General features: G+C 68.4%; 21 protein-coding genes. 15 read left to right on the top strand and 6 right to left on the bottom strand.

From position 1 onward, the window contains the following. Nucleotide 1 precedes the first annotated feature (1 nt). The 3 genes from PMI12_RS26505 to PMI12_RS29605 all read left to right on the top strand — a co-directional run bounded on the left by PMI12_RS26505 (nt 2) and on the right by PMI12_RS29605 (nt 4,385). Entirely contained in the window at nt 2-2,884 is a 2,883-nt protein-coding gene (locus PMI12_RS26505; RefSeq protein WP_007838921.1) for a T6SS effector BTH_I2691 family protein, read from the top strand. An 8-nt stretch (nt 2,885-2,892) separates the two neighbouring features. Next, nucleotides 2,893-4,074 (top strand): hypothetical protein, encoded by a 1,182-nt coding sequence (locus PMI12_RS26500; RefSeq protein ID WP_007838919.1) that lies wholly within the window; start codon nt 2,893-2,895, stop codon nt 4,072-4,074. Between the two features lie 179 nt (nt 4,075-4,253). Further along, entirely contained in the window at nt 4,254-4,385 is a 132-nt protein-coding gene (locus PMI12_RS29605) for a hypothetical protein (protein WP_272943566.1), read from the top strand. On the opposite strand, the gene PMI12_RS26495 is transcribed toward PMI12_RS29605, so the two are convergent. After that, entirely contained in the window at nt 4,382-5,509 is a 1,128-nt protein-coding gene (locus PMI12_RS26495) for a hypothetical protein (protein WP_007838917.1), read from the bottom strand. The genes PMI12_RS29605 and PMI12_RS26495 overlap by 4 nt on opposite strands. A 229-nt stretch (nt 5,510-5,738) precedes the next feature. Continuing rightward, on the bottom strand, nt 5,739-6,569 hold the full coding sequence (locus PMI12_RS26490; protein ID WP_007838915.1) for a creatininase family protein: 831 nt from the start codon (nt 6,567-6,569) through the stop codon (nt 5,739-5,741). A 371-nt stretch (nt 6,570-6,940) separates the two neighbouring features. Here PMI12_RS26490 and pgaA point away from each other — a divergent pair, with 371 nt between their 5' ends. The 5 genes from pgaA to PMI12_RS26465 all read left to right on the top strand — a co-directional run bounded on the left by pgaA (nt 6,941) and on the right by PMI12_RS26465 (nt 14,257). Then, entirely contained in the window at nt 6,941-9,454 is a 2,514-nt protein-coding gene (gene pgaA, locus PMI12_RS26485; protein WP_007838914.1) for a poly-beta-1,6 N-acetyl-D-glucosamine export porin PgaA, read from the top strand. Then, nucleotides 9,454-11,514 (top strand): poly-beta-1,6-N-acetyl-D-glucosamine N-deacetylase PgaB, encoded by a 2,061-nt coding sequence (gene pgaB / locus PMI12_RS26480; protein WP_007838913.1) that lies wholly within the window; start codon nt 9,454-9,456, stop codon nt 11,512-11,514. The genes pgaA and pgaB overlap by 1 nt, the downstream gene beginning before the upstream one ends. Then, nucleotides 11,511-12,788 (top strand): poly-beta-1,6-N-acetyl-D-glucosamine synthase, encoded by a 1,278-nt coding sequence (gene pgaC / locus PMI12_RS26475; protein WP_007838912.1) that lies wholly within the window; start codon nt 11,511-11,513, stop codon nt 12,786-12,788. The genes pgaB and pgaC overlap by 4 nt, the downstream gene beginning before the upstream one ends. Next, nucleotides 12,778-13,359 carry a poly-beta-1,6-N-acetyl-D-glucosamine biosynthesis protein PgaD gene (gene pgaD, locus PMI12_RS26470; protein ID WP_007838911.1) on the top strand — a complete coding sequence of 194 codons (582 nt, stop codon included), beginning with the start codon at nt 12,778-12,780 and terminating at the stop codon, nt 13,357-13,359. Before pgaC ends, pgaD begins: the two co-directional genes overlap by 11 nt. Before the next feature lie 100 nt (nt 13,360-13,459). Then, a complete protein-coding gene (locus PMI12_RS26465; protein WP_007838910.1) occupies nt 13,460-14,257 on the top strand; it encodes an SDR family oxidoreductase in 798 nt (265 codons plus the stop codon). Between the two features lie 81 nt (nt 14,258-14,338). Here PMI12_RS26465 and PMI12_RS26460 read toward each other — a convergent pair whose 3' ends face one another. Further along, on the bottom strand, nt 14,339-15,247 hold the full coding sequence (locus PMI12_RS26460; RefSeq protein ID WP_007838909.1) for a LysR family transcriptional regulator: 909 nt from the start codon (nt 15,245-15,247) through the stop codon (nt 14,339-14,341). An 86-nt stretch (nt 15,248-15,333) separates the two neighbouring features. Here PMI12_RS26460 and PMI12_RS26455 point away from each other — a divergent pair, with 86 nt between their 5' ends. Next, nucleotides 15,334-16,344 (top strand): zinc-binding alcohol dehydrogenase family protein, encoded by a 1,011-nt coding sequence (locus PMI12_RS26455; RefSeq protein ID WP_007838908.1) that lies wholly within the window; start codon nt 15,334-15,336, stop codon nt 16,342-16,344. Nucleotide 16,345: 1 nt separating this feature from the next. On the opposite strand, the gene PMI12_RS26450 is transcribed toward PMI12_RS26455, so the two are convergent. Both PMI12_RS26450 and PMI12_RS26445 read right to left on the bottom strand, forming a co-directional pair. Next, on the bottom strand, nt 16,346-18,112 hold the full coding sequence (locus PMI12_RS26450) for a chloride channel protein (protein WP_007838905.1): 1,767 nt from the start codon (nt 18,110-18,112) through the stop codon (nt 16,346-16,348). Next, nucleotides 18,109-18,534, bottom strand: coding sequence for a MarR family winged helix-turn-helix transcriptional regulator (locus tag PMI12_RS26445; RefSeq protein WP_007838903.1), 426 nt, complete (start codon nt 18,532-18,534; stop codon nt 18,109-18,111). Before PMI12_RS26445 ends, PMI12_RS26450 begins: the two co-directional genes overlap by 4 nt. A 72-nt stretch (nt 18,535-18,606) precedes the next feature. Here PMI12_RS26445 and PMI12_RS26440 point away from each other — a divergent pair, with 72 nt between their 5' ends. Beyond that, nucleotides 18,607-19,161, top strand: coding sequence for a GNAT family N-acetyltransferase (locus PMI12_RS26440; RefSeq protein ID WP_007838901.1), 555 nt, complete (start codon nt 18,607-18,609; stop codon nt 19,159-19,161). 6 nt (nt 19,162-19,167) lie between these two features. Here the strand turns inward: PMI12_RS26440 and PMI12_RS26435 are convergent, their stop codons facing one another. Further along, nucleotides 19,168-20,511, bottom strand: coding sequence for a PQQ-dependent sugar dehydrogenase (locus PMI12_RS26435; RefSeq protein ID WP_007838899.1), 1,344 nt, complete (start codon nt 20,509-20,511; stop codon nt 19,168-19,170). A 130-nt stretch (nt 20,512-20,641) separates the two neighbouring features. On the opposite strand from PMI12_RS26435, the gene PMI12_RS26430 reads away from it, so the two are divergent. The 5 genes from PMI12_RS26430 to PMI12_RS26410 all read left to right on the top strand — a co-directional run bounded on the left by PMI12_RS26430 (nt 20,642) and on the right by PMI12_RS26410 (nt 26,517). After that, entirely contained in the window at nt 20,642-21,400 is a 759-nt protein-coding gene (locus tag PMI12_RS26430) for an alanyl-tRNA editing protein (protein ID WP_007838894.1), read from the top strand. A 44-nt stretch (nt 21,401-21,444) separates the two neighbouring features. Continuing rightward, nucleotides 21,445-23,664, top strand: coding sequence for a protein-disulfide reductase DsbD family protein (locus tag PMI12_RS26425; protein ID WP_007838892.1), 2,220 nt, complete (start codon nt 21,445-21,447; stop codon nt 23,662-23,664). 94 nt (nt 23,665-23,758) lie between these two features. After that, nucleotides 23,759-24,451, top strand: coding sequence for a thioredoxin family protein (locus tag PMI12_RS26420; protein WP_007838890.1), 693 nt, complete (start codon nt 23,759-23,761; stop codon nt 24,449-24,451). Between the two features lie 11 nt (nt 24,452-24,462). Then, nucleotides 24,463-25,098, top strand: coding sequence for a methyltransferase domain-containing protein (locus PMI12_RS26415; protein WP_007838889.1), 636 nt, complete (start codon nt 24,463-24,465; stop codon nt 25,096-25,098). Between the two features lie 81 nt (nt 25,099-25,179). Then, nucleotides 25,180-26,517, top strand: coding sequence for an MFS transporter (locus PMI12_RS26410; RefSeq protein ID WP_007838887.1), 1,338 nt, complete (start codon nt 25,180-25,182; stop codon nt 26,515-26,517). Nucleotides 26,518-26,546: the final 29 nt, after the last annotated feature.

Raw genomic sequence — 26,546 nt, 5'->3', positions numbered from 1 at the left:
CATGGCTTGCAAAACTCCCTGCAGAAACTGCGATCGCAAGGGCCTGCCCATCCTGTTTACCCGTTATGCCGCCGCCTTCAGCGCGCAGGACCAGGGGATGACTGCGCTCGGGCAACTGCAGCCCACGGGTCATTTCCAGCGCAGGCCCGGCGGCGTTTCCATGCAGACAGCGCTGTACGGCGTCCGCATGCTGCGCCCGGGCTACCTGTACGTGCGGCTGCAGTATGCGGGCCAGGCCAATCCCGAGTGGCTCGCCTACATCGTGCACCCACACGGCTATCTCGCCCAGTTCGACATCGGATTTCCGGAAGCCGCCAAATCCAATCCCGCCTGCGAGATCGAGGTGCGCGGCGCCAACGCCAGCATGGTGTGGATACGCGATGCCAAGGACGTCACCGAACTGAACTACATGTTCCACCCGGACCCGATCGTGCCGAAGCACCTGTTCGAGCAGATCGAGCCGAAACGCAACATCTACATGCAAAGCTTCGATGTGGCGGGTTGGGCGGGTGGCAACACGAGCCAGCAAGACAGTTGCCAGCCCGGCCAGCTCAACAGCCAGGTCATGGAATTCTCCGCGCTGAAAAACCCCGCCGCGCAGACGGTGGGCTGCGAACAGCACTACGGACTTATGGGAATCCATGGTGCCGAGCGCGAGTGGGGAAACTACGAAGAAGCGCGCGTCGGACGGCACTTCGAAGCCGTGCGCCACGAAGCCCGCGGCGCCGACGGCGTGGTGGTTACCGACACAGGGGCGGCCGGTGGTCTGGCACACGGCCCCTACATTGCGCGCATCACCGGTGCGCCGTACAAGGACGTGCACGGTGCACGCCTGCGGAAAATGGTCGAGTTCCTGACCGAGCACAAGGGCGCGGTCGTCGCCTGCGAGGACGCCATCGGCATCGCGCAAGAACTCAGCCTGCACCATCTGACGGCCGCCACCGCTTATGTGGCGTGGCTCAAGGAAACCGACAACACCGACCCAGGCAACGCCCTGGTGACCAACGCCTGGAAGCACGCGGCCAGCGAGAGTATCAAGACCGTGCGCTCGGCCATCTACAAGAAGGCGATGCAGCTGTACGACTCGGAGACCGAGCGCCTGAAGAACGTGCACGAGGTGATGGGACAGCGCCACGCCTACCCGGTGGGCACCGTGATGGTCGAACAAAAGGATGGCAGCCCGGCCGAAGTCCCCGTCAAGGACCTGGAGGCGCAACGACGCACGGCCCTGCAGGAAGAGATCGCGGCGCGCGAGTCGGACCGCCGTCTCATCAGCGATGCCGAATCCAAGGCCGCGCTGCAGAAAACGCTCGCCCACTTCGACCCGGCCCGGCTCGAGGCCTTCGACAAGGCGCACCTGGCGCAGGTCAAGGAGCGCGACAAGCGCATGGACAAGATCAGCGAAGACCTGATCGCTTGGCTGCAGGCCGATGCCTTCCTGGTGAAGACGCTGGGGCGCTACAACCGCAAGCCCGACGGCATCGACACCGGCGACGGGGCGCGCTGCGCGGGCCAGTTGTGCGCCATCCTGGAGACGATGGACAGCAGCCCGAGGGGGCGGCGCTGGTATGCCGAGCTGCAACTGTTCAAAGACGAACCGAGGAACCTCGTGTGGCGCATGGCGAGCCTGAACAACGAGGAAATCTCGCAAGAGCTGCGGCGCGTGATGGACACCCTGCGCGACACCCTGCCGCCGGCCACCGAAGTGCACGACCCGCAAACGGCCGAGGAAAGCGCGCGCCAGCAGCGCGCCTGGGCCGCGATGGCTACGGCATTGAGCAAGATCCCCAAGACGCTCAAGGGCAGCCAGACCTTGATCAAGGAGGTCTACAAGCTGGGCGACCCGGGGCTGAACACGATGCAGAAGATCAAGTCGCTGCAGAAGATCGCCGAGACGGCCCGAAAGAATGTGCACGCGGTCTGGGCTGTGGCGGTGGTGCAGGCAGCGCAGAAGCTGAGCGCCTCGGCGATGGAACTGAGCTTCGCGAAGGCGCAGATCGTCCTGCTGTCGCACGGCCTGGGCGACAAGGCCGTGGAGTTCGTGCGCAATGAGCAGCGGGCGCTGGCCCGCAAGCTGGAAGACCAGGGCCGGCAGGCGGCCTACAGCAACAAGCGCAATCCGCAGCCCGACAGCCGGGCGTGGACGCGCCACTACGACCACAAGGGCGAGAAGATGCAGGTACGGGTCGACCGGGCCTTGACGCTGGTGGGCGAAGACAACGCGGTGAAGAACATGCGCATTCCCGGCGCGCTGGGCGCGCTGGAAATCATGAGCCTGATTCCGACCTTCGGACGCGCAAGCGAGCGCGGCGACGACCCGAGGGCGGGCAGCCAGAGTGCGGGCGCCGTGGCCAGCGCCATGGGCACCTGGAAGGGCCTGCGCTCCGACTACTACGAGAAGAACATCTTCGAGGCGATCAAGGCCGATGCGCCGCTGGCTGCGCGGGGCGATCTGGTGAAGGCGGCTGGAGAGGATCTGCGCATCTTGAAGATCGGTGCTGCGCACTGGGTTGCTTCTGCGGCTGTCGTGGGGGTGGTTTGGGATGCGATTGATGGCGTTACGGCCTTCAGAGAAAAAGACCGCGTGCTGATGGCTGCCTACTTTGGTCGTGCAGCAATGGGAACCGCAACCATTGGATCAACGCTTGTTGGAGCTTATTTTTACGACGTTACGAAGATCGTGCGCTGGTGCACGCGCATCAATCTCGTGACGGGGACGATCACGCTCGCCGCGAGCTATGCGATCGACAAGCTCAAGGAAAAGGAGTGGATCGACTGGCTGCAGGCCCAGCCGTTCCGCAAAATCGACAGCAAAAAGTTTCCGCATCGCAGCGAGCAGTTCATGCTCGGTCAGTTGGCCAATGCGATCGCCGACATGGATTGAACCAGACAATGTTTATCTCGGAGAACAGCTTCCGGCGGGAGTGCCGCAGCGGGGGTACGCCGGAAGCCTTGGCGTATTACGCGGACGTCAACCAACACACGCGCTTGTACGGTATTCATGAAGGCGTGCGACCTCGCGTCGGGAACGAACCCAAGCCCGCCCGCAAGGAGAAACTCCAACAGCAGGAATATGCACGACCCTCGCTCCATGGAATGCGTGTCCTGTTCGACTTCAATGAGCACTTCATCGAGCTGAGCAATGCGGGAGAAGAAAAGCGCTCACTTGGGCTTTTGCTTCTAACGCTATTTGGACTTGTTGCCTTGTTTCCGACCTATGGCATAGGTCTCTTGCTTACGGACCAAAGACCGTACCCGCAGGATTGGTACATCGCGATGGGCATCTTGTTGCTGATGGGTGTTCTGGTTTTTCTCCTGATCTATTTCATGATCTGGCCCTACATGCTCGCGCCAACCTTCCTGACCAGTCTGCGCGCCCGCTACCGCTTCAATCGAACCACCCGCAAGGTCTACGCGCTGCGCCCAAAGAAGTACGGCGGCAACGTGGTGCTCGACTGGGACCGCGTGCAGGCGCATGTGCGCTGGGCGCCGCCCAAGTCGTGGACAGCCGAGGAGCTGGCCGCCAGCGAAACCGCACGCGAAGAACGCCTGCGCTCGGCAGGCCTGGACAGCAACCTGCTGCTGTACTGGCCCCCGCTGGACCCCAGCGATCCCGAGCGCAAGGGAGAGGACGTTCTGTGGGTAGGCCCCAGCGGCAGCGATGCATCCCTGTGGCAGTACATCCGCACCTTCATGGAAGAAGGCATGGATGCCGTGCCTCCTCCCGGAGAGGACGACTGGCTGCGCAAGGGTTTCAGCGGCCCTGGCGAGCATCTGGAAGAGACTGTCATGCACGGCGCGCACAGGCGCGACGACATCCTGGGCAGAGGCACCTCAGGTGCGACTTTCACCAGCTATGCGGTGAACTTCATCTGGGCACCGCTGCACAGCCTGGCCGAGCGGCTGTGCTACTGGCCCACCTTCCCGGAAGAATGGGGCAGCGACTGCGGCCAGCGCCGCCGCGAGAGCGGCATCGGCCCTGAGGAACCATTGCGGTGGGCCCACGGGAGTTGTCCCCATCGCCTGCACGATGAGTTCGTGCTTCGCAACGGCGCTGATCGTTCGACGAAATGAACTGTGCCGGGCATCCGCTGCATCGTCGGCAAACGAGCCCTGAAGAGCCATCGATGGACATAGGCATGACCGCAGACCGGCCTCACAGACACGCTCCCGGTCCCACCAGATCGAGCGCTGCGCCTCGCTGATCAGAGACAAGAACACCGGCGTGACTCGTTCGCCGGTTTCAAGCAACCGTGCAACGCATCGGCCACTTCGTGGATGCCTGGAACGCCAGCTTCCGGCGCTGCAAGAGGATCGCGACCACAGTTTCGATCATCGAAAAGCTGCATCGACTTTGCTCGCTGATCGACGAAATCGGAAGCTAGGGCAACTTGGCCCTCCACCTCAGCGGTTGCTCGGGCCCGATGCCGCTTTCGCGTCGTGCCTGGCCCGAGTCGCTTTTCCACTCCGAGGGAAAAACCGGCCAATAGCACAGGCACTCCGCCAGCCAGTTGAGTACCCGATCCGGATCGCGGCCCTTGCATATCCATGCATTCGGGACTTCGGGAGCGGGCACGGCGTCCATGCCCCGCTGCATGAAAGTCTGCAGGTAGCGCCAAAAGCGCTCGCCGCTATTGCTCGGCCCAACCCAGATCAGGTCCTCCCCACGGCGTTGCGGATCCGCGGTATTCAGCGGTGGCCAATACAGCAGCAGGCAACCATTGCTGCTTGCACTGCGTCTTTTCCTTCGCGCTTCATCGGACAGGTCATAGCGTGGTACGCCAAGCCCCATGATCAGATCCAGCAGTCCAAAGTAGGCCAGGCTGCCATCCACTTCCCAGCCAAAGTGCCGCGATGCATTCAGCTGCTTGTGGAGTTCCTGAGTCGTTTCGTCGACCGACGCAGCATGGTGTCGGTTTTGCGCCGATTCGATAGGCGGCGCCCAATGAACGTGCGCTTGTGCACGCGACCAGTCGAGCATCGCATTGCCGCCCCATCGATCGGGCCGAAGCACATAGACCTTGCCAGTAGTCCGATTGAAGCGGTAGCGCGCACAGCGCGCGGTGAATATCTGGCCTGCGAACTCGCGCCACAGCATGACCGTCATAGGCACACTGAATATTGCCAGCGCCAGCACGCCAAGGAGCAGTCCAAGTTCCGCGAAGGAAGTCGGCGGAAAGGGCATCCGCGAATCGCCGACGAACACGATATTCCACAAGAACCACAGCGCACCCACGCCCATGATCAAGCAAAACGGTGCGAACAACGCCCGCATCACCAAGGCTATCCAACGCGGCGCTTCGCCGCTGCGCAGATTGCTCAGCTCCAGGAAGTGTTCGTTGAAGTCGAAGACCGTGGGCTCGGGCGGCCACAAGATCACCGGCTCTGACGAGGTGGGCTTGAGCGCGTGCCGCATGGGCGCATCTTGCAGATCGGCATAGTCCGCCAGTGCCTTGACAATGCCATGCTTGCGCCGATAGAGGTGAAAAGCAATTTCGAATGTGAACATCTTCGGAGGGGATATCTCGCGCGGTCTATTGCCGGTTCAAGCTGCAATTCACAACGCTTTGCTGAGGCCCGGCGTCAATCCTTCATTCGATCGATCGTCGTGCCGTCGGTCGCCGATATTTGTGTCGGCAATTGGCCATCTGGTCGCCCCCGCCCCGAGGAGAATTTGCAATGGGCGAGCCATCCCTGGCTGCGGCGCAGCCTGAATAACTCACGGCGGAAAAGGCAGGCTACGGCAGCAGCCCCGTATTGGCCGTGTCCAGCGGCAGCCTCGACACCTCTTCCAGCAGCAGCGCCAGCTGCCGGGCTGCCTCGTCCACCACCGCCTGCCCATGCGCCGCCGTGGCGGCGGCCGCGTTGCCGGCGGCGCCGTGCGGGTTGTAGTCCTCGATGGCCCAGCCCAGCTTGGCGCTCTTGCCGTTGCCCAGGATCGCGTAGTCGGCCGCGCGCTGGCGCGAGGTGGAGTCGAAATCCTGTGCCTTGCCCATGCGAACCAGCTGCGGCGACAGCGCCAGCATCATCGAGGTCTCGATCTCGCCCGCGTGCACGCCGAATCGGTGCTCCTGCGCGCTGAACTGCGCGCCCGCATCGCCCAGCGGCAGGTTGAACCAGCTCACGCTGTAGACGATGAGCCCATGCTCGGCGCGCAGCTCGCGCGCCACGATGTCCATCGGGCCCACGTGGCCGCCGTGGGCGTTGAACAGCACCAGCTTCTTCACCCCGGCGCGCGCCACGCCGGCGCCGATTTCCTTCCACATGCGGATCAGCGTTTCGGCCGACAGCGTGAGCGTGCCCGCGAAGCGCGCGTGCTCGGGGCTCAGGCCGATCTGCTGGGTCGGCAGGAACAGCACCGGCAGTTCGGCCGGCAGCAGGGGCAGCGAGGCGGCGACGATGCCGTCGGCCAGCACGGTGTCCACGCCCAGCGGCAGGTGCGGGCCGTGCTGCTCGGTCGCGCCCAGCGGCAGCACCGCGACGGTGGTCGCCGCATCGAGCGACGCGAAATCGCGCGTGGTGAGCTGGGACCAGAAACGGGGCAACGGAGGGGCCGAAGGAGCATTCATCACGCAATCTTAGGCTGGTGGCGAGCCGGCCTCGAAAGCTTCGGTCCGGACAAGGCGGTCGACGCGGACGCCAAAAACGCCAAGCTATTCACACATACAACCAGTTCGTGGCACTTTGGTTTGCGTTAGTTAACAGTTATGTCTAGAGTGATTCTTGATTTGATTTTCTAGAACCGCCGACCTGTCACATATCGGTGGTTCGGCTTTCGCGGCGGCATCTCTAGTCGTGAAAGCTGTGGTTCCAAGGGAGCAGAGTGTTCATCCAGAAAAAAACTGGAGGCACGGTCACGGACGGACGCAAATCGGCGTCCGCCCGATCGTTGCCTCGCCATCTCGCGCAGGCGGCACGAGAATTTCCGTCCCTCGTCTGCATGCTGGCCTTCGGCGCGTCCGGGGCATTCGCAGGACCGTCGGTCACCGCGGCACCCGCGGTCGACCGGAGTGCATCAGCCTACGACGCCCAGCGGCACGATGCGCTGATCGTCGCGCGCCGCGAAGGCCGCATCACCGCGGCCCAGGCGCTGCAGCAATTGAAGGACTGGCTCGCCGCGCCGATCGACGGCGCAGCCCGCCAGCGAGTGGCCTCCGATGCGATCGCGATCGCCTCCGCCGACGGCCGTTTTGCCGAAGCCGCCGCGCTGGGCCGCCAGGCCAAGCCGTCGAAACTGAGCGACTACGCCCTGGGCCCGCTCGCACTGGCCGCGCGGCGCACGCATGACCTTGCCCTGCAGGGTGAGGCCATCGGCCTCTGGCGCGCGCATCAGCCCGGGGCGCGCGAGGCGCGCATCCACGAGGCCTACTGGCGCCTCGACAGCGGCGACGTCGCGGGCGCGCAGGCGCTGTACCGCGCGCTGTCGCAGCCGGCGCCCACGCAGGTCGAAGACCGCGTCGCGCTGCTGGAGCTGCGCGCCGCCCTGGCGCGCGCCGAAAAAGATCCGCTGCAGGCGCTCGCCGCCTATACCGAGGCCGGCGCACTGCGGCCCGGGCGCGGCGACATCCGGCGCGAGGCCGACTTCCTGCTCGCGAGCAGCGGCGCCGCATCGAGCGCCTTCGACAACGCCGAGGCAGCGGAGCGCGCCGCGCCGGGCAGCTTTTCGCCGCTGGCGCTTTCCACCCTGCAGCAGGAGGCGCTGGCGCAGCGGCTGCGATGGGCGATCCAGGCGCGCGACCAGCGCATTGGCGCGGAGCGCGTCACTGCACTCGATCGCGTGCTCGGCGACCAGGAAGCCGCCTTGGCACGAGCCGATGCCGCGGCCTCGAAAGCCGCGCCCGAAGACGCCGGCGCATGGCGCACCGTGCGCGCGCGGCTGCTGTCCGATCGCCTGCTCGCGCTGGTCGAACGCGGCCGCCCGGCCGACGCCGTCGCGCTCTACGACACAGTGCGCGCCACAGGCACGGAACTGCCGCCCTACGGGCTCGGCGCCGCGGCGCGCGCGCTCGCACAGGAGCGCCGCTCGGCCGAGGCCGTGCCGATCTACGAGACGGCCATCGCCCGCGGCGGCGCCGACCTGCCCATGCCCAACGACATCCACCTGGGGCTGGTCTACGCCTATCAAGACGTCGGCCGCTTCAGCGATGCCGAGGCACTGCTGCAGCGGCTCGAAGCCGCCACGCCGGCCCTGCTGCACCTCGCGCCGGAAGCCGGCCGCCCCAACGGCGAGTACACCGAGGTGAGCGGCATGCGCGGGCTGATGCAGCTCTACACCGACCGGCCGGCGCTCGCGCAGCAAAGCTTCGCGGCCCTGGCGCGCGAAGCGCCGTTCAACGCCGGCTACGCCTCTGGCGCCGCCCTCACCGAGCGGCTGCGCGAGCACCCCGAAGCCGCGCTCGCACGCTTCGAGGCGCTGGCGACCGACGCGCCCTACGACGTCGGCGCACGCACCGGCCATGTCGAGGCGCTGCTCGATGCCGGTGAATTCGGCGAAGCCCGCCGCCGCGCGGAATCGCTCGCCGCCGACCTGCCCGACTCGAAGCAGGTGCGCGACATGGAACGCAGGCGGCTCACCCAGGTCGGCCCACGGCTCGACGTGGACGCCGGAGCCTCCTCCGGCGGCGCGGCCATCGCCAACCGCGAATGGCGCATCGACAGCCGGCTCGCCTCGGGCCTCATCGACGACCAGTGGCGCGTGTTCTACGACCAGTCGCTGGGCCGCGGAACCACCGACCTCGGCAGCGCGAACTGGGCGCGCGGCGGCCTCGGCCTGGGCTGGCAGCGCGGCCGCTGGCTGGCCGAAGGCGTGCTGCAGCATGCGAACGGCGGCCCCTACCGCAACAGCGCGGCTGGCCGGCTCGACTACCGCGCAAGCGACGCCTGGCGGCTGTCGGCCACCTACGACGGCGACAGCAGGGAACTGCCGTGGAAAGCGCGCGCGGCCGGCATCGGCGCGCACGAGGCCGGCGCGAGCGTGGGCTACGTGGTGAACGAATCGCGCCGCTTCGACCTGAAGTGGCAGCAGCTCGACTTCAGCGACGGCAACCTGCGCAGCGGTCTCGGCCTCGGCTGGCGCGAACGCTGGGTGAGCACGCCGGCGTTCCAGCTCGAAACGACGCTCGGCGCCGACGCGAGCCGCGGCCGCGACATCGACACCGCGCCCTACTTCAACCCGTCGAGCGACGGCAGCGCGCAGCTCTCGGCACGCGCGCAGTGGCTTGGCTGGAAGCGCGACGACCGACAGTTCTTCCACGTCGTCGAACTCGGCGGGGGCACCTATCGGCAGGCGGGCTTCGGCAGCGGCCCGACGTGGAGCCTGCGCTACGAGCACCGCTGGAACCTCGGTTCCAAGCTCGCGCTGCGCTACGGCCTGCGCATTGCCAGCCACCCCTACGACGGCGTGCGCGAACTACAGCGCGGCGTTTTCCTGAACCTCTCGATGCCCCTGCAGTGATGCGAACGACGAACAACCCTTTCACCTTCCTGCGCGCGGTCCTTGCGTGGCTGCTGCTGGCGCTTTCGCTGCCGGCCCTTGCGCAGCCCCTGCCGAGCGCCGACCCCGACGACGGCGTGAGCTTTCGCGTGATCGCCTTCCACGACGTGCGCGCCAACGTGCGCGCGAGCTTCGAAACCTCGCCCGAGGCGACCGCGGTGGACGAGCGCACCTTCGCCGAGACCTTGGCCTGGCTGCAGTACAACGGCCACCACCCGGTGAGCCTGCAGCAGATCGTCGATGCGCGCGCCGGCGGCAAGCCGCTGCCGCCCAAGCCCGTGCTGCTGACCTTCGACGACGGCTATCGCAGCGCCTACACCAAGGTGTTCCCGCTGCTCAAGCGCTACAACTACCCGGCGCTGTTCGCGCTGGTGACGAGCTGGCTCGAGGTGCCCGAGGGTCAACCGGTGCACTGGGGCGACAAGCCCGCGCCGCGCGAGAACTTCCTGCTGTGGAGCGAGGCCGCCGAGATGGCCCGCTCGGGCCTCGTCGAATTCGCGAGCCACAGCGACGCCATGCACACCGGCATCCTCGCCAACCCGCAGGGCAACATGCTGCCGGCCGCTGCCACGCACCGCTACGACCCCAAGACCGGGCGCTACGAGGACGATGCCGCCTACACGCAGCGCATCGAGTCCGACCTGCGCCGCAGCCGCGAACTCATCGAAAAGCGCACCGGCGCGAAGGTGCGCTCGATGGTGTGGCCCTATGGCGCCTACAACGCGGCAGCGCTCAAAGCCTCCGAGCGCGCGGGCATGCCCATCACCCTCACGCTGGACGACGGCTCGAACACGCCGACGGTTCCGCTCGCGCGCGTCCGCCGCGCGCTTGCGGAGTACGACAACGAGGCGCCCGAATACGCCCGGCTGCTGCGCAGCCCCGCAGGCGGCGAGGTCTGGCCCGTCAACCGCGTGATGCACGTGGACCTCGACTACGTGTACGACCCCGACCCGGCCCAGCAGGAGCGCAACCTCTCGAAGCTGATCGACCGCGTGGCCGCCGTGCGCCCGCGCTCGGTGTTCCTGCAGGCCTACGCCGACCCCGACGGCGACGGCGTGGCCGACGCGCTGTACTTTCCCAACCGGCACCTGCCGATGCGCGCCGACCTGTTCAGCCGCGCGGCCTGGCAGCTGCGCAGCCGCGCCGGCGTGAAGGTCTATGCATGGATGCCGGTGACGGCCTTCCGCCTGCCGGCCTCGAATCCGCTCGCCACCCACACGGTGATGGCGCAGGGCGGCGCGATGCCGGCCGGCCGCTACCACCGGCTCACGCCCTTCGACCCCGCGGTGCGCGCGCTGGTCGGCGACATCTACGAAGACCTCGGCCGCCACGCCTTCTTCGGCGGCCTGCTGTTCCACGACGACGCGACGCTGTCCGACGACGAGGATGCGAGCCCCGCCGCCCTCGCCACCTACGCCCGCTGGGGCCTGCCGGCCGACGTGGCCGCGATCCGCGCGAAGCCGGAACTGACGGCGCGCTGGACCGCCGCCAAGACGCGCTACCTGATCGACTTCACGCACGAACTGGCCGCGCGCGTGGGCGCCTGGCGGCCCGCGCTGGAAACCGCGCGCAACCTTTATGCACGGCCGGTTCTCGACCCCCAGGCCGAGCAATGGTTCGCGCAGAACTACGAGGCCTCGCTCGCGGCCTACGACTACGTCGGGCTCATGGCGATGCCGCGCATGGAGCGCGAGGCCCGAACCGACGCCGACAGCGATGCCTGGCTCTCGCGGCTCGCGCAACGCGCGGCCGGCACGCCGCGCGGCCTCGACGGCACCGTGTTCGAACTGCAGGCGCGCGACTGGCACACCGGCAAGCCCGTGCCCGACGCCGAGCTCACCCGCCAATGGACGCTGCTGCAGCGCGCCGGCGTGCGCCACCTGGGCTACTACCCCGACGACTTCCTGAACGACCAACCCTCGCTGGAAACCGTGCGCCGCGCGATCTCGGTGCGCACGCTGCTGCCGCGCGCGCTGCGTGCCCCGGCCGCCGCGACGACCCCTGCACAGCCCGCGCCATGACCACCGTCCAGATCCTCGCGCACTCGTTGCCCACGCTGCTGTTCGGCTTCGTCTTCTACTACCCCTTCTTCATGGCCTACGTGTGGATGGCGGGCGGCCTCTCGCATGCATGGGTGTTCGAGCGCAGGCGCGACGCCGACGCCAATCCGCTCGACTCGCTGCCCTCGCACCCGCTGGTCACAGTGGTGGTGCCCTGCTTCAACGAAGCGCCGCACCTGCGCGAGGTGATCGAACAGCTGATGCGCACGCGCTACCCGCACTACGAGGTCATCGCCGTGAACGACGGCAGCACCGACGGCACCGGCGAGCTGCTCGACCAGATGACGCAGGAATACAGCCGCCTGCGCGTGATCCACAACGCCAGCAACCAGGGCAAGGCGGTCGGGCTCAACACCGCCTGCCAGCTCGCGCGCGGCGAATACATCCTGGGCATCGACGGCGATGCGCTGGTGGACGTCGACGCCATCGCATGGATGCTGCGGCCGATGCTGCGCTCCGAACGCATCGGCGCGGTCACCGGCAATCCGCGCATCCGTACGCGCACCACGCTGCTCGGACGCATGCAGGTGGGCGAGTTCTCTTCGATCATCGGGCTCATCAAGCGCTCGCAGCAGCTGGTGGGCACACTCTTCACCGTCTCGGGCGTGCTCGCCATGTTCCGGCGCCGCGCCGTGATCGAGGTCGGCTTCTGGAGCCCCGACGTACTCACCGAGGACATCGACATGAGCTGGAAGCTCCAGCTCGGCGGCTGGAAGCTGCGCTTCCAGCCGCGCGCGCTGTGCTGGATCCTGATGCCCGAGACCTTGCGCGGCCTCTGGAAACAGCGCCTGCGCTGGGCCGTCGGCGGCATCCAGACCATGCTGCGCTACACCTCGCGCATCCTGCGGCCGCGCCACTGGCGGATGTGGCCGATCTACCTGGAGTACATGACCAGCGTGGTGTGGGCCTATTGCATGGCAGCGGTGCTGGTGATCGGCCTCGTGCGGCCGCTGCTGCCGGCGAACTCGTCCTGGCATTCGGCGCTGCTGCCGCACTGGCAAGGCACGCTGCTGGCCATGACCTGCATCCTGCAGATGCTGCTGAGCCTGTGGATCGACCGCCGCTACGACCGCGACCTGATGCGCTATTTCGCCGGAACGATCTGGTACCCGATCGCCTTCTGGATCATCACGATGGCGACCACCGTCATCGCCCTTCCCAATGCTCTGATACGCCGCCGCGGCAAGCGCGCGGTGTGGACGAGCCCCGACCGAGGAGTTTCCGATGCGCCCTGAGACCCATGCCCAAAGCCGCCTGCACGAGACGCACGACGACAAGCCGCCGCCGAGCCGCCAGCGCTCCTGGGGACAGCCCGCGGTGGACGAGCCGATCATCGACGCTGCACGAATCCCGCTGCGCGCCTTCGGCACGGGCCGCTCGCCACTGCGCACGCTGGCCATGTATCTGTGGCTGCGCGTGCTGCGCCCGGCGGTCACCCTCGGCGTCTGGCTCTGCGCGATCTGGTACGCATGGCCCTATGTGCTCGGCGCGCGCTCGCAGCCCGAGGTGATGCAGCTGCTCGGTTTCTATGCCATCGCGATCGGCGTGATCCTGGTCTCGATGCTGGTGATGGCGCCGCTGCGCCGCCGCCAGCAGACGCGCGAGACGCCGCCGGACCAGGAACAGTCGTCGCTGTTCGCGCTGGCCTCCTACATCGAGGTGCCGCCGGCGCGGCTGTCGGCCTGGCAGCGCGCGCGGCAGCTGCTGGTGCACCACGACAACAACGGCCACCTGCGCGACGCCACGGACACCGCGCCGGGAGCGCTGGAGCCCGAGCCGCTGCAGCGCGCGGCCGCGGGGCACTGACGCCGGACGGGGCACGGCGGCATACGGCCGCATCCGTGCAGGGGTTTCGCGGCGGTGCTTCAATCACCGCCACACTCCACTCTCCATCAAGGACTCTTTCATGGATCTCCAGCTCCAGGACCAGCACGTTCTCGTCACCGGCGGCAGCAAGGGCATCGGCCTGGCGTGCGCGCTGGGCTTCCTGCGCGAAGGCGCACGCGTGAGCCTCGTGTCGCGCGATCTCGCCAATCTGGAACAGGGCCGCAGGATGCTGGTGGATGCCTTCGCGCAGGCCGAAGGCCGGATCTCGGTGCATGCGGCCGACCTCAAGGACCCGGCCGGCGCCGTGGCCGCGCTCGACGCGGCCGAGCAGGTGTTCGGTGCGGTCGACGTGCTCGTCAACTCGGCCGGCGCCGCGCGCCGCACCCCGCCCGACGAACTGACGGCCGCGTCGTGGCACGACGCGATGGACGCGAAATACTTCACCTACATCCACATGATCGACCCTGTGGTGAAGCGCATGGGCCAGCGCGGCCGCGGCGCCATCGTCAACGTGATCGGCCAGGGCGGCAAGGTCGCGAGCCCGGTGCACATGGCCGGCGGCGCGGCCAATGCAGCGCTGATGCTGGTGAGTGCCGGCATGGCCGCGGCCTATGCCGCCAAGGGCGTGCGCGTGAACGCGGTGAACCCGGGGCTCACGCTGACCGAACGGCTGCAGGAAGGCATGAAGGCCGACGCGAAGCTGCAGGGCATCGGCACCGATGAGGCGCTTGCGCGCGCCAAGGCACGCCTGCCGCTGGGGCGCATCGCGACGCCCGAGGAAATCGCCAACACGGTGGTCTTCCTCGCGTCACCGAAGGCGAGCTACGTGACGGGCGCCATCGTGGCGATGGACGGCGCGGTGACGCCGATGATCTGAAGGCGCGGTTTCAAGCGCCGCCGCCCTCACCCCAACCCTCTCCAGGAGGGAGAGGGAGCCGATCCGGAGCAGCCTCTTTACTCAGGCAACAGCCTGCAACGCCTCGAACTTCAGCGCCAGGAAATCGACGAACGCCCGCACGCGCGCGGGCACGAAGCGCCCGCTCGGCAGCAGCGCATGCAGCGGGTAGGGCTCCGTCTCCCAGTCGGGCAGCAGGCGCACGAGGCGGCCTTCGCGGATGTCGTTGCGCACGTCGAGCGCGGACTTGAGCGACACGCCGTAGCCCGCCACCGTCCATTCGCGCGCGAGCGAGGCGTCGTCCACGCTGCGGTTGCCGTTCACGCGCACTTCGGTCCACTGGCCGTTCTGCGCGAAGCGCCAGACGCGGTGGCGGCGCCCCGAGCGGTTGAAGATCAGGCAGTTGTGGTGCACCAGGTCTTGCGGCACCTTCGGCGCGGGATGGCGGCGCAGGTAGCCCGGTGACGCCGTGAGCACCGGGTTGGTCAGCGCGAAGGGCCGCGCCACCAGGCGCGAATCGGCCAGCGCACCGTAGCGCAACGCCACATCGACCTCGTCGCGCATCACGTCCAGCGGACGGTCGCCGACCGACAGCGAGAGCTGCACGCCGGGATGCAGCGCCAGGAATTCGTCGAACCACGGCAGCAGCGTGCTGCGCGTGAGGTCCGAGGGCGAAGCCACCCGCAAGGTGCCGACCAGATCGCCGCGGTCGGCCGTGACGAGCGACTCGCCCTCGTCCAGCAGCTCGAAGGCGCGCACCGCGTAGTCGAGCAGCGTCTGGCCCTGCGGCGTGAGGCGCATGGCGCGCGTGGAGCGCTCGAACAGGCGCGCGCCGAGCTGTGCCTCCAGCCGCTTGAGCGTGGCGCTGGCGGCCGCGGGCGTGATGCCCAGCGCATGCGCCGCCGCCGTGAGCGTGCCGCCGCGCGCTGTCTGCACCAGTACCTGCAGGTCGGAGAGATTTTCAATCTTCATTTGAAAGTGTTGCTGACTCAAGCCGCCTTATCAAACCTTCCTTGCAATCCTACAGTTCAGGCATCGTCACTGAAAGGTTCCTCCCCATGAAAGCCGTCGGCTACTACCAGCCCCTTCCCATCGACAACCTCGAATCGCTGCAGGACATCGAGTTGCCCGCCCCCGTGGCCGGCCCGCGGGACCTGCTGGTGCGCGTGAAGGCGGTGTCGGTCAACCCCGTGGACACCAAGGTCCGCAAGAACGCCGCACCCGAGGCCGGCCAGGCCAAGGTGCTGGGCTGGGATGCCGTGGGCACGGTCGAGGCCATCGGCAGCGGCGTGAAGAACTTCAAGGTGGGCGACCGCGTCTACTACGCGGGCTCGATCGTCCGCCCGGGTGCCAACGCCGAACTGCATGCGGTGGACGAGCGCATCGCGGCGATCGCGCCGAAGACCCTCGACGACTCGCAGGCCGCCGCGCTGCCGCTGACCACCATCACCGCGTATGAACTGCTGTTCGACCGCCTGCGGGTGCCCAAGGGCGGCGGCGGAGGCCAGACGCTGCTGATCACCGGCGGCGCGGGCGGCGTGGGCTCGATCCTGATCCAGCTCGCGCGCCAGCTCACGAAGCTGCGCGTCGTCGCCACCGCTTCGCGCGCCGAAACGCGCGAATGGTGCCTGGCGCTCGGCGCGCACACCGTCATCGACCACTCGAAGCCGCTCGCGGCCGAGCTCAAGGCGGCCGGCATCGGCGAAGTCGACATGGTCGCCAGCCTCACGCAGACCGAGCAGCACTACGCGCAGATCATCGAGAGCCTCAAGCCCCAGGGCCAGATCGCGGTGATCGACGACATGAAGATGCTCGATGCGATGCCGCTGAAGACCAAGTGCATCTCGCTGCACTGGGAAATGATGTTCGCGCGCTCGCGCTTCGAGACGCCGGACGTCGCCGAGCAAGGCGCGCTGCTGGCGGAGGTTGCGGCGCTGGTCGACGCGGGCCGCGTCCGCACCACCGCCAATGCGAGCTTCGGCACCATCAATGCGGCGAACCTGAAGAAGGCGCATGCGCTCATCGAGAGCGGCAAGGCGCAAGGGAAAGTCGTGCTGGCCGGGTTCTGAGCTACGTGGACTGCCACGGCAGACCGCGCATGCGCTCGCGCTTTTCTTCCTCGTCGAAGTGCGCGAGCGAAGGCTTGATGAGGTCGCTGCGCGCCACGATGCCGGCCAGCGCGAGCGATTGCGCGTCCTTCACCACCGGCAGCCGTTCGAGCCGGTGGCGCGCGAGCCGGGTCGCGACGGCGCGACAGTTCTCGCCAGGCAGCGCGAAGTACAGCGGCGCGTCGGCGCAGGCATCGCCCACGGTCGCGATCGGGTCGCACGTACCGCGCGCGGCCAGCATCGCGCGGTCGGCCACGCCGATCACCGCGCCGTTGCGCAGCACGGGGAACGCACGGTGCGCCTGCCCTTCGCCGAAGTAGCTGAACAGCGCCTGCGCCACCGGCATGGCCGCGTCGATGCTGCGCACCTCGCGCGTCATCACCTCCTCGACCGAATGCCGCTCCAGCGGATCGATGCCGTACTCGCGGTAAATGTGATAGCCGCGGCGCGCGATTTTCTCGGTGAGGATCGAGCGGCGCATCGTGAGCACCGTGAAGCCGTAGGCCACGGCAGAGGTGGTCAGCAGCGGCAGCAGCGCATTGCTGTCGTGCGTGAGCCCGAAGGCGAAGATGGTGGCGGTGAGCGGCGCACGCATCACGCCGCCCAGCGTGGCCGCCATGCAGACCAGCGGCCACAGCATCGGGTCGTTGCCCGGCAGGATGTGCGAGAGCACCACGCCCAGGCCGGCGCCCATCATCAGCAGCGGCGCCAGCACGCCACCCGAGGTGCCCGAGCCTAGCGAGATGACCCAGATGACGGCCTTCACCGCCAGCAGCGCGATCACCACGCCGAGCGCGAGGTGGTTGTGCAGCAGGTCCCCGATCACGTCGTAGCCCACGCCCAGCGCACGCGGCTGCAGCCAGCCGCCGATGCCGACCGCGAGGCCGCCGATGGCGGGCCACCACATCCAGTGCAGCGGCAGCTTGCCGAACCAGTCTTCCACCTTGTAGAGCGAGATCGACAACGACGCCGACAGCGCGCCGCACAGCACGCCGGCGATCACGCACGACAGCATGGCGAGCGGGCCGGGCACGGCCGTCTGCAGCGGGAACAGCGGGCCGGCGTCCATCAGCAACGGCCGCGCGAAGCCCGCCACCGCGCAGGCCACGGCCACCGGCAGCAGGCTGCGCGGGCGCAACTCGAACAGCAGCAGTTCGACGGCCAGCAGCACCGCCGCCACGGGCGTGCCGAACACGGCCGTCATGCCGGCCGTGGCGCCCGCCACCAGCAGCGCCTTGCGCTCGGCCGCCGTGAGATGAAAGTGCTGCGCGATCAGCGAGCCGATGGCGCCCCCGGTCATGATGATCGGCCCTTCGGCGCCGAACGGGCCGCCGCTGCCGATCACGATGCCCGAGGACAGCGGCTTGAGCAGCGCGACCTTCGGCGACATCTTGCTCTTGCCAAACAGGATCGCCTCGATGGCCTCGGGAATGCCGTGGCCGCGGATCTTGTCGGAACCGTAGCGCGCGACCAGGCCGACGATCAGACCGCCTATCACCGGCACCACGATGACCCAGGCGCCCAGCGTGTGCGTGGCCGGCGAACGGTCGGCCAGCGAGAAAGTCTGGAAGAAGAACAGGTTGGTGAAGAAGCGGATCAGGTCGAGCAGCACGCGCGCGGCCACGGTGCTGACGGCGCCGATGACGGCCGCCATGACGGTGATGCGCATGAGGCGCGTGTTGAGCGCGAAGTCGCCGCGCGGCGGATGGGAGTTGGCTTTGGAGCTCATGGAATTTCCGGAAGATCGATTTGCGGCACGTCGAACACGCCCTTGAGCGAGCGCAGTTCCGCGCGGTGGAGCTCGGCCAGCCGCAGCAGCAGCTTCTCGCCCTCGGCGAGCAGGTGCACCTCGACCTGCCGGCGGTCCGTTTCGCTGGGCCGGCGCTGCACCAGTCCGAGCGCTTCGCAGCGCGTGACGAGCGCAACCGCGCCGTGCGGCTGCAGCTGCAAGCGTTCGGCGATCTCGCCCACCGAGGCCCAGTCGCGGCCGGGCACGCCCTTGATGTGCAGCAGCACCAGGTATTGCTGCGGCGTGAGGCCCTCGGCCTGCGCGGCGCGCTCGGAGAAGCGCTCGAAGCGGCGCATCTGGTAGCGGAACTGGGAAAGCGCCTCGAAGTCTTTCTTGGCGAGCTTGCGGGGGGTGGAAGCCATGGCGAGGGGAGATGCCGGAATGGCCGAAATATATCACGTCGTGACATATATACCGTGCGACACAATGGGTGCATGACCGCCGACCCCATCGAATTCGACACTCCGCGCCTGCGCTTGCGCCAGTGGCGCGAGAGCGATCTGGCGCCCTTCTTCGCGCTGGCTTGCGACCCGCAGGTGATGGAGTTCCTGCTGCCGCTGCCCACGCGCGCCGACAGCGATGCGCTGGCCGATCGCATCCGCGCGCGCTTCGCGGAAAACGGCTGGGGCTTGTGGGCGGTGGAGCACAAGGCGTCCGGCGGGTTCATGGGCTTCACCGGCCTGAACTCACCGGCGGTCACGCTTGCGTTCTCGCCGTGCGTCGAGATCGGCTGGCGATTCGGGCGCGGCTGGTGGGGCCAGGGTTTCGCGAGCGAGGCCGCACGCGCTGCGCTGCAGGTCGGCTTCGAGCGGATCGGGCTGGACGAGATCGTCGCCTTCACCGCCTGGAACAACACCCGCTCGAGCGCGGTGATGGAGCGCATCGGCATGAAGGAAGACGTGGCCGGCGCCTTCGACCATCCGCTGGTGCCCGAAGGACACGCACTGCGCCGGCACAGGCTCTACCGCATCGCCCGACCGCAGCGCTGAAGAAAGCTACTTCGCCCTCGACACCCGCCACACGGCGTTGCCGACATCGTCGGCCACCAGCAGTGCCCCGCCCTTGTCGAGCGCCACGCCCACCGGCCGGCCCTGCGCCTTTTCGTCGGCGGTCAGGAAGCCGGTCAGCACATCGACCGGCGGCCCGCTGGGCTTGCCTCCGATGAAGGGCACGAACACCACCTTGTAGCCCGACTTGGGCTTGCGGTTCCACGAGCCATGCTCGCCGATGAAGACGCCGTTGGCGAACTGGTCGGGCATGCCGCCCGGCCGCGAGAAGGCCATGCCGAGCGGCGCGACGTGCGCGCCCAGCGCGTAGTCGGGCGCGATGGCCTTGGCCGTCATCTCGGGGTTCTGCGGCGTGACGCGGGCGTCGACGATGCCGCCGTAGTAGCTCCAGGGCCAGCCGTAGAAGGCGCCGTCCTTCACCGAGGTGAGGTAGTCGGGCACGAGGTCGCTGCCGATCTCGTCGCGCTCGTTCACCACGGTCCACAGCGCCTTCGTGTCCGGGTCCCAGCCCATGCCGTTGGGGTTGCGCAGGCCGCTCGCGAACAGGCGCTTCTCGCCGCTCTTCGTGTCGACTTCCCAGATGGCGGCACGGCCCTCTTCAGCCGCGAGGCCGTTCTCGCCGATGTTGCTGTTGGAGCCGACCGTCACATAGAGCTTGCTGCCGTCGGCATTGGCGATGACGTTCTTGGTCCAGTGGTGGTTGATGCCGGCGGGCAGCTGCGTCACCAGCGTCGGGTTGGCGCGGATGGAGGTCTGGCCCTCGGTATACGGCACCTTCACCAACGCGTCGGCATTGGCGATGAAGAGTTCGTTGCCGACCAGCGCCATGCCGTACGGCGACATCAGGTTGGTCATGAACACCTGCTTCACCTCGGCGAGGCCGTCGCCGTCGGCGTCGCGCAGCAGGGTGATGCGGTTGGCGCTGGGCACGCCCGCGCCGGCGCGGGCCATGAGCTTGCCCATGACCCAGTTGCGCACCTTCGCGACCACGCCGCTGCCGCCGTCGCTGCTGCCGCCCGGCTTGGGCGGCTTGTTGCTCTCGGCCACGAGGATGTCGCCGTTGGGCAGGGTATAGACCCAGCGCGGATGGTCGAGGCCGCGTGCCAGCGCCGTCACCTGCAGGCCTTCGGCGGGGATGGGCGAGGCGGTGTCGGTCCAGCCGACGGCGGTCGCGACGTTGACGGTGGGAATCAGGGTCTTGTTCGGCTGGGCCAGTTGCGGGCGAGGGCCGGTCGTGAGCTCCGGGGCCAGCTTGGCGGTCTCGCCGCAGCCGGCGACGAGCAGCAGCGCGGCGGCCAGGGCCAGTGCGGATGCTTGCTGCGGTGCTGTCATGCGTGTTCCTTGCGCGGCCGGGTGCCGCATGCACCGGATGATCCCCAGCCGGGCAGCCCCGGGGTTGTCGGCCACGGGCGCTTTCTGGCGTGGGCGCACCTCATTTGCGCATCGCCGCTACCATCGCCGGATGACCGACGACCTGTTCCGAGCCGACGCCTACCTGCGCACCTGCGACGCCCGCGTCCTGCGTATCGACGAAACCGGCATCGTGCTGGACCGCACGGTGTTCTATCCGCTGGGCGGCGGACAGGCCGGCGACACCGGCGTGCTGGCGCTGGCCGACGGGCGCGAACTGGTCATTGCCGACACCCGCAAGGCCAGGAACGAAGAAGGCCAGCCGACGAATGAATTCGTGCACGTGCCCGCCCCGGAACAAGCCGACCTGCTGGCCGCGCTGAAGCCCGGCGACACCGTGACCGCCCGCCTCGACTGGGAGCGCCGCCATCGCCTGATGCGCTTCCACACCGCCTCCCACCTGCTGTGCCACCTCGTGCCGGTGCCGGTGAACGGCTGCTCCATCACGCCCGAATACGCGCGCATCGACTTCCACATGACCGATCCGCTGGACAAGGAAGCGCTGACCGCCGGGCTCGCGAAACTGGTCGAAGCGGCCCATCCGCTGGCCGTGGGCGCCATCACCGACGAGGAACTCGACGCCAACCCCGCGCTGGTCAAGAGCATGAGCGTGCAGCCGCCGCGCGGCACGGGCACGGTGCGCACCATCCGCATCGGCGGCGACGGCGATGCCCAGATCGACTTCCAGCCCTGTGGCGGCACGCATGTTGCAAACACTTCCGAGATCGGGGCGGTGATGGTCACCAAGATCGAGAAGAAGAGCGCCAACAGCCGCCGCGTGGTGCTGGGCTGGGCCCCTGCGGCGGCCTGAAACGGCCCGGAACTTCGCCTCCATTGAATGCTCCGACTGACGGCATGATCTTTTCGCGCATCCATTTCGCTACGCTTCTGATAGCAATCACCGCAGCCAGCATGCCGGCTGCGGCGCAATTGGCTTCCAAGCCAGGCGCCGTGGTGACCACCCCCCACGTGCGCGCCGAACTGATCGCCCACGCCCCCGACGGCGTGGCGCCCGGCGCCCCGGTCTGGGTCGGCCTGCAGATCACGCACCAGCCCGAGTGGCACACCTACTGGAAGAACGCCGGCGATTCGGGCCTTCCCACCGAGATGGCGTGGACGCTGCCGGCCGGCGTGTCCACCGGCGAGATCGCCTGGCCGGTGCCGACGAAGATCCCGGTCGGCAACCTCGCCAACTACGGCTACGAAAACACCGTGCTGCTGCCGGTGCCGCTGGAGGTGTCGACGCTCTACAAGCCGCCGGTGGCGCTGGGCGGCGGCACGCCGGCCATGGACATCCGGCTCAAGGCTTCCTGGCTGGTCTGCCGCAAGGAATGCATCCCCGAAGAAGGCACGTTCACGCTGCCCCTGCCGCTGCAGGGCTCGACCGCGCTGCACAAGGCCGAGTTCGACGCCGCACTGGCGGCCCAGCCGCAGCCGCTGGCCAAGGCCGGCACCATCGAGGTCGATGGCCACAACCTGAAAGTGCGCCTCGAAGGCCTGCCCGCCGCCGTGCAGGGCAAGACGCTGGGCTTCTTCCCCGAGACCCCCGAGGTGATCCGCACCGCGGCCGTCTCCGGCAAGGACTGGACCCAATCCTGGCAGGGCGGCACCTGGACGGCGACGCTGCCGCTGGCCGATCAGCGCAGCGCGAGCCCCACGGTGATGCCGGTGGTGGTGGCGCTGGCCGAGTCCGACCGGCAAGCCGGCCAGCCGGTGGCCTGGCGCGCCGAAGCGCCGGTCACGGGCGCCTGGCCGGCAGGCACTGCGCCGCGCGCCGAGGTGTCGCCGGCGCTGCAGGCTGCGCTCACCGCCAATGCAGCCAAGGCAACAGCCCCGGCCGGCGATGCTCCGGCGCCCTCCTCGACCACCTTCATGGCCGCGCTGCTGGGCGCGCTGATCGGCGGCCTGCTGCTCAACCTCATGCCCTGCGTGTTCCCGATCCTCGCGATCAAGGTACTGGGCTTCGCGCGGCAGGCGGGCAACGCCAGCGCGCACCGCAAGGCCGGGCTGGCCTACACGGGCGGCGTGATGCTGTCCTTCCTCGCGCTGGGCGGCGGCATGCTCGCGCTGCGCGCGGCCGGCGCCGGGCTGGGCTGGGGCTTCCAGCTGCAGTCGCCGGGCGTGGTCGCTGCGCTGGCGGCGCTGTTCACACTGATCGGGCTCAACCTCGTGGGCGTGTTCGAGTTCGGCCGCGCCGCGCCCTCGTCGGTGTGCAGCGCGCAGGCCAAGCACCCGCTGGCCAACGACTTTCTCTCGGGCGTGCTCGCCGTGGTCATCGCCTCGCCCTGCACCGCGCCGTTCATGGGCGTGTCGCTGGGTTTCGCCATCGGCCTGCCGGCCGGCCAGGCGCTGCTGCTGTTCGCGGCGCTGGGCTTCGGGCTGGCGCTGCCGTACCTCGTGGCCGGCTTCGTGCCCGCCGTGGCGTACCTGCTGCCGAAGCCCGGCCCGTGGATGGGCACGCTGCGCCGCCTGCTCGCCTTTCCGATGTTCGCCACCGTGGCCTGGCTGGTGTGGGTGCTGGGCCAGCAAAGCGGCATCGACGGCGCCGGCACGCTGCTCGCGCTGCTGGTGTGCCTGGCCGCCATCGTCTGGGCGCTCACGCTGCGCGGGCGCACGCGGGTCGTGATCGCCACCGTGCTGATCGGCTTCACGGCCGTGCTGACCGCCACCATCGGCCGCAATGTGCTGCAGGTGGTGGAGCCGGCCAGGCTGGCGGCGGCATCCGGCACCGCCGGCCAGCGCTGGCAGCCCTGGTCCGCCGAGCGGGTGTCCGAGCTGTCGGGCGCCGGCCAGCCGGTGTTCATCGACTTCACCGCTGCGTGGTGCGTGACCTGCCAGTACAACAAGAAGAGCACGCTCTCCGATGCCGCGGTGCTGGCCGACTTCGATGCGAAGAAGGTCGCCATGCTGCGCGCCGACTGGACTCGGCGCGACCCCGCCATCACCGCCGCGCTCACCGCGCTGGGCCGCAGCGGCGTGCCGGTGTACGTGCTGCAGGCGCCGGGCAAGCCGCCCGTCGTGCTGACCGAGATATTGGGCAAGGACGAAGTCCGCGCCGCCCTCGCCGCACTTTGACCACCAGCGTGACATGGGTTGTCACACGCACTTGAAGAAACCGTTCTAAGCTGCAGTTGTTGTTTGGAATTTTGTTCTGGAGTTCAAGCTGGCCATGTCTCTTTCGCCATCCACAGACTCGCGCTCCCGCCGTGCCGCGCGCCATGCCCGCGCCGCACTGAGCCGGGCCTCCCGCCGTGCGGTCGTTGCCGCCGCCGTGGCGCTCGGCGCCACCTTCCTGATGGGTACCAATGCCGCCGCCGCGCCCGCGGTGGGCCAGCAGGCGCCCGATTTCATCGCCGTCGACACCAGCGGCGCCAAGCACAAGCTGTCCGATTTCGCGGGCAAGTTCGTGGTGCTCGAATGGACCAACCCCGGCTGCCCCTTCGTGCGCAAGCATTACGGCAGCGGCAACATGCCCGCCACCCAGAAGGCCGCGACCGACAAGGGCGTGGTGTGGTTGGCCATCAATTCCACCGAGCGCGCCGCCACCGACTACCTCAAGCCCGAGGCGCTCGACGCCTGGATGAAGTCGCAGAAGGCCGCGCCCACCGCCGTGCTGATGGACGAGGACGGCGTCATCGGCCAGGTCTACGGCGCGCGCACCACGCCGCACATCTTCATCATCGACCCCAAGGGCACGCTGGTGTATGCGGGCGGCATCGACAGCATCGCCTCGGCGCGGGCGGACGACATCAAGACCGCGACCAACTACGTGAACCAGGCACTGGGCGAGGCCTTCGGCGGCAAGCCGATCTCGGCCGCCAGCACGCGGCCCTACGGCTGCTCGATCAAGTACAAGACCTGAGCCCGACCCGGATGACGCAAGTCCCGGGCACCGCCGGATACGGAGCCAACGCCGCGGCGCTGGCCACCCAGTACGAAAGCCTGCACTTCGCCGACGTACACCGCGAGGTGCTGCATCTCTTTCCCCCGCCGCCGGCCCGCGTGCTCGACATCGGCGCCGGCGCCGGGCGCGACGCGGCGGCGCTGGCCGCGCTGGGCCACCGGGTCGTGGCCGTGGAACCGACCGCCGAACTCCGCGCCGAAGGCCTGCGCCGCCACGCCGCGCTGCCCATCGAGTGGGTCGACGACCACCTGCCCGGCCTGCATCGCACCCGGGCGCTCGGCGAGCGATACGACCTGATCCTGCTGACCGCCGTCTGGATGCACCTCGACGACGCGGAACGTCGCGCCGCGATGGCGGCCCTTGCCGGACTGGTGGCCGACGGCGGGCAGATTGCAATGTCGCTGCGCCATGGCCCCGTGCCCGCGGGCCGGCGGATGTTCGAGGTGTCGGCTCAGGAGACCTGCGAGCTTGCCGAAGCGCACGGTCTGCGGCGCCGGTTTCTAGGCCAGCGCGAGGACATGCTCGGCCGCGCAGATGTGACATGGAGCGTCCTCGTCCTCGGGGCCCGGGCCTCGCGCGTGACGCTGCCAGTGACAGCTACCTGACTCGCACAGTCAGCCAGCGGTCGGGAAGCCCACCTACCCTCGGGCGAGCACATCGCCAATATCGCCCAAGGGGACAACCAGATGAATCCTGCGCCCACCGCCGCGCAACCGGGCACGGCCGCCCACGCCTCCTCCGCCTCTTCCTCCAAGTTCGCCACTGTCCTGCGCGTGACCGGCGGCAACTTCATGGAGATGTTCGACTTCTTCCTGTTCGGCTTCTACGCCACGCAGATCTCGAAGGCGTTCTTCCCCGCGGGCAACGAGTTCGCCTCGCTGATGCTCACGTTCATGACCTTCGGCGCGGGCTTCCTGATGCGGCCGCTGGGCGCGATCTTTCTCGGCGCGTACGTCGACCGCGTCGGCCGCCGCCAGGGCCTGATCGTCACGCTCGCGCTGATGGCCGTCGGCACCCTGCTGATCGCCTGCGTACCTTCCTACGCCACCATCGGCCTCGTCGCGCCGCTGCTGGTGCTGGTCGGCCGGCTGCTGCAGGGCTTCTCGGCCGGCGTGGAGTTGGGCGGCGTGTCGGTGTACCTGTCGGAAATGGCCACGCCGGGCCGCAAGGGCTTCTACGTGAGCTGGCAGTCGGCCAGCCAACAGGTGGCCATCGTCGTGGCGGCTGCGCTCGGCTACTGGCTCAACGTGACCTTCACGCCGCAGGAGATCGGCGACTTCTACTGGCGCATTCCGTTCTTCGTGGGCTGCCTGATCGTGCCGGCGCTGTTCATCATCCGCCGCTCGCTGCAGGAGACCGAGGAGTTCATGGCGCGCAAGCACCGGCCCGACGCGCGCGAGATCTTCCAGTCGATGATCGCCAACTGGGGCCTCGTGCTCGCCGGGATGATGCTGGTGTCGATGACCACCGTGTCGTTCTACCTGATCACCGTCTACACGCCCACCTTCGGCAAGGCCGTGCTGCACCTGAGCACGACCGACGCGCTGATCGTCACGCTGTGCGTGGCCATTTCCAACTTCATCTGGCTGCCGATCATGGGCTCGCTGTCGGACCGCGTGGGCCGCAAGCCGCTGCTGATCCTGTTCACGGTGCTGACCATCCTGACCGCGTACCCGTCGCTCAAGTGGCTGGTCGGCGCGCCGAGTTTTGTACGCATGCTCGAGGTCGAGCTGTGGCTGTCGTTCCTCTACGCAAGCTACAACGGCGCGATGGTCGTGGCGCTCACCGAGGTGATGCCGGTGAACGTGCGCACCGCCGGCTTCTCGCTCGCATACAGCCTGGCGACGGCGCTGTTCGGCGGCTTCACGCCGGCGATCGCGACAGGGCTGATCGAGATGACCGGCGACAAGGGCGCGCCGGGGCTGTGGATGACGGCCGCCGCGGTGTGCGGGCTGATTGCGACGCTGCTGCTGTACCGGCGCAACGTGGACCCGGCCGATGCGCGGCGCGTGCCGGTGGTCTGAGCGCATCGATAGGCGATAGGCCGGGCTGC

The sequence above is a fragment of the Variovorax sp. CF313 genome, assembly GCF_000282635.1.
GTDB lineage: Bacteria > Pseudomonadota > Gammaproteobacteria > Burkholderiales > Burkholderiaceae_C > Variovorax.
Note: the sequence above shows the minus strand (reverse complement) of the source record. Positions and strands in the feature narration are given on the sequence as shown.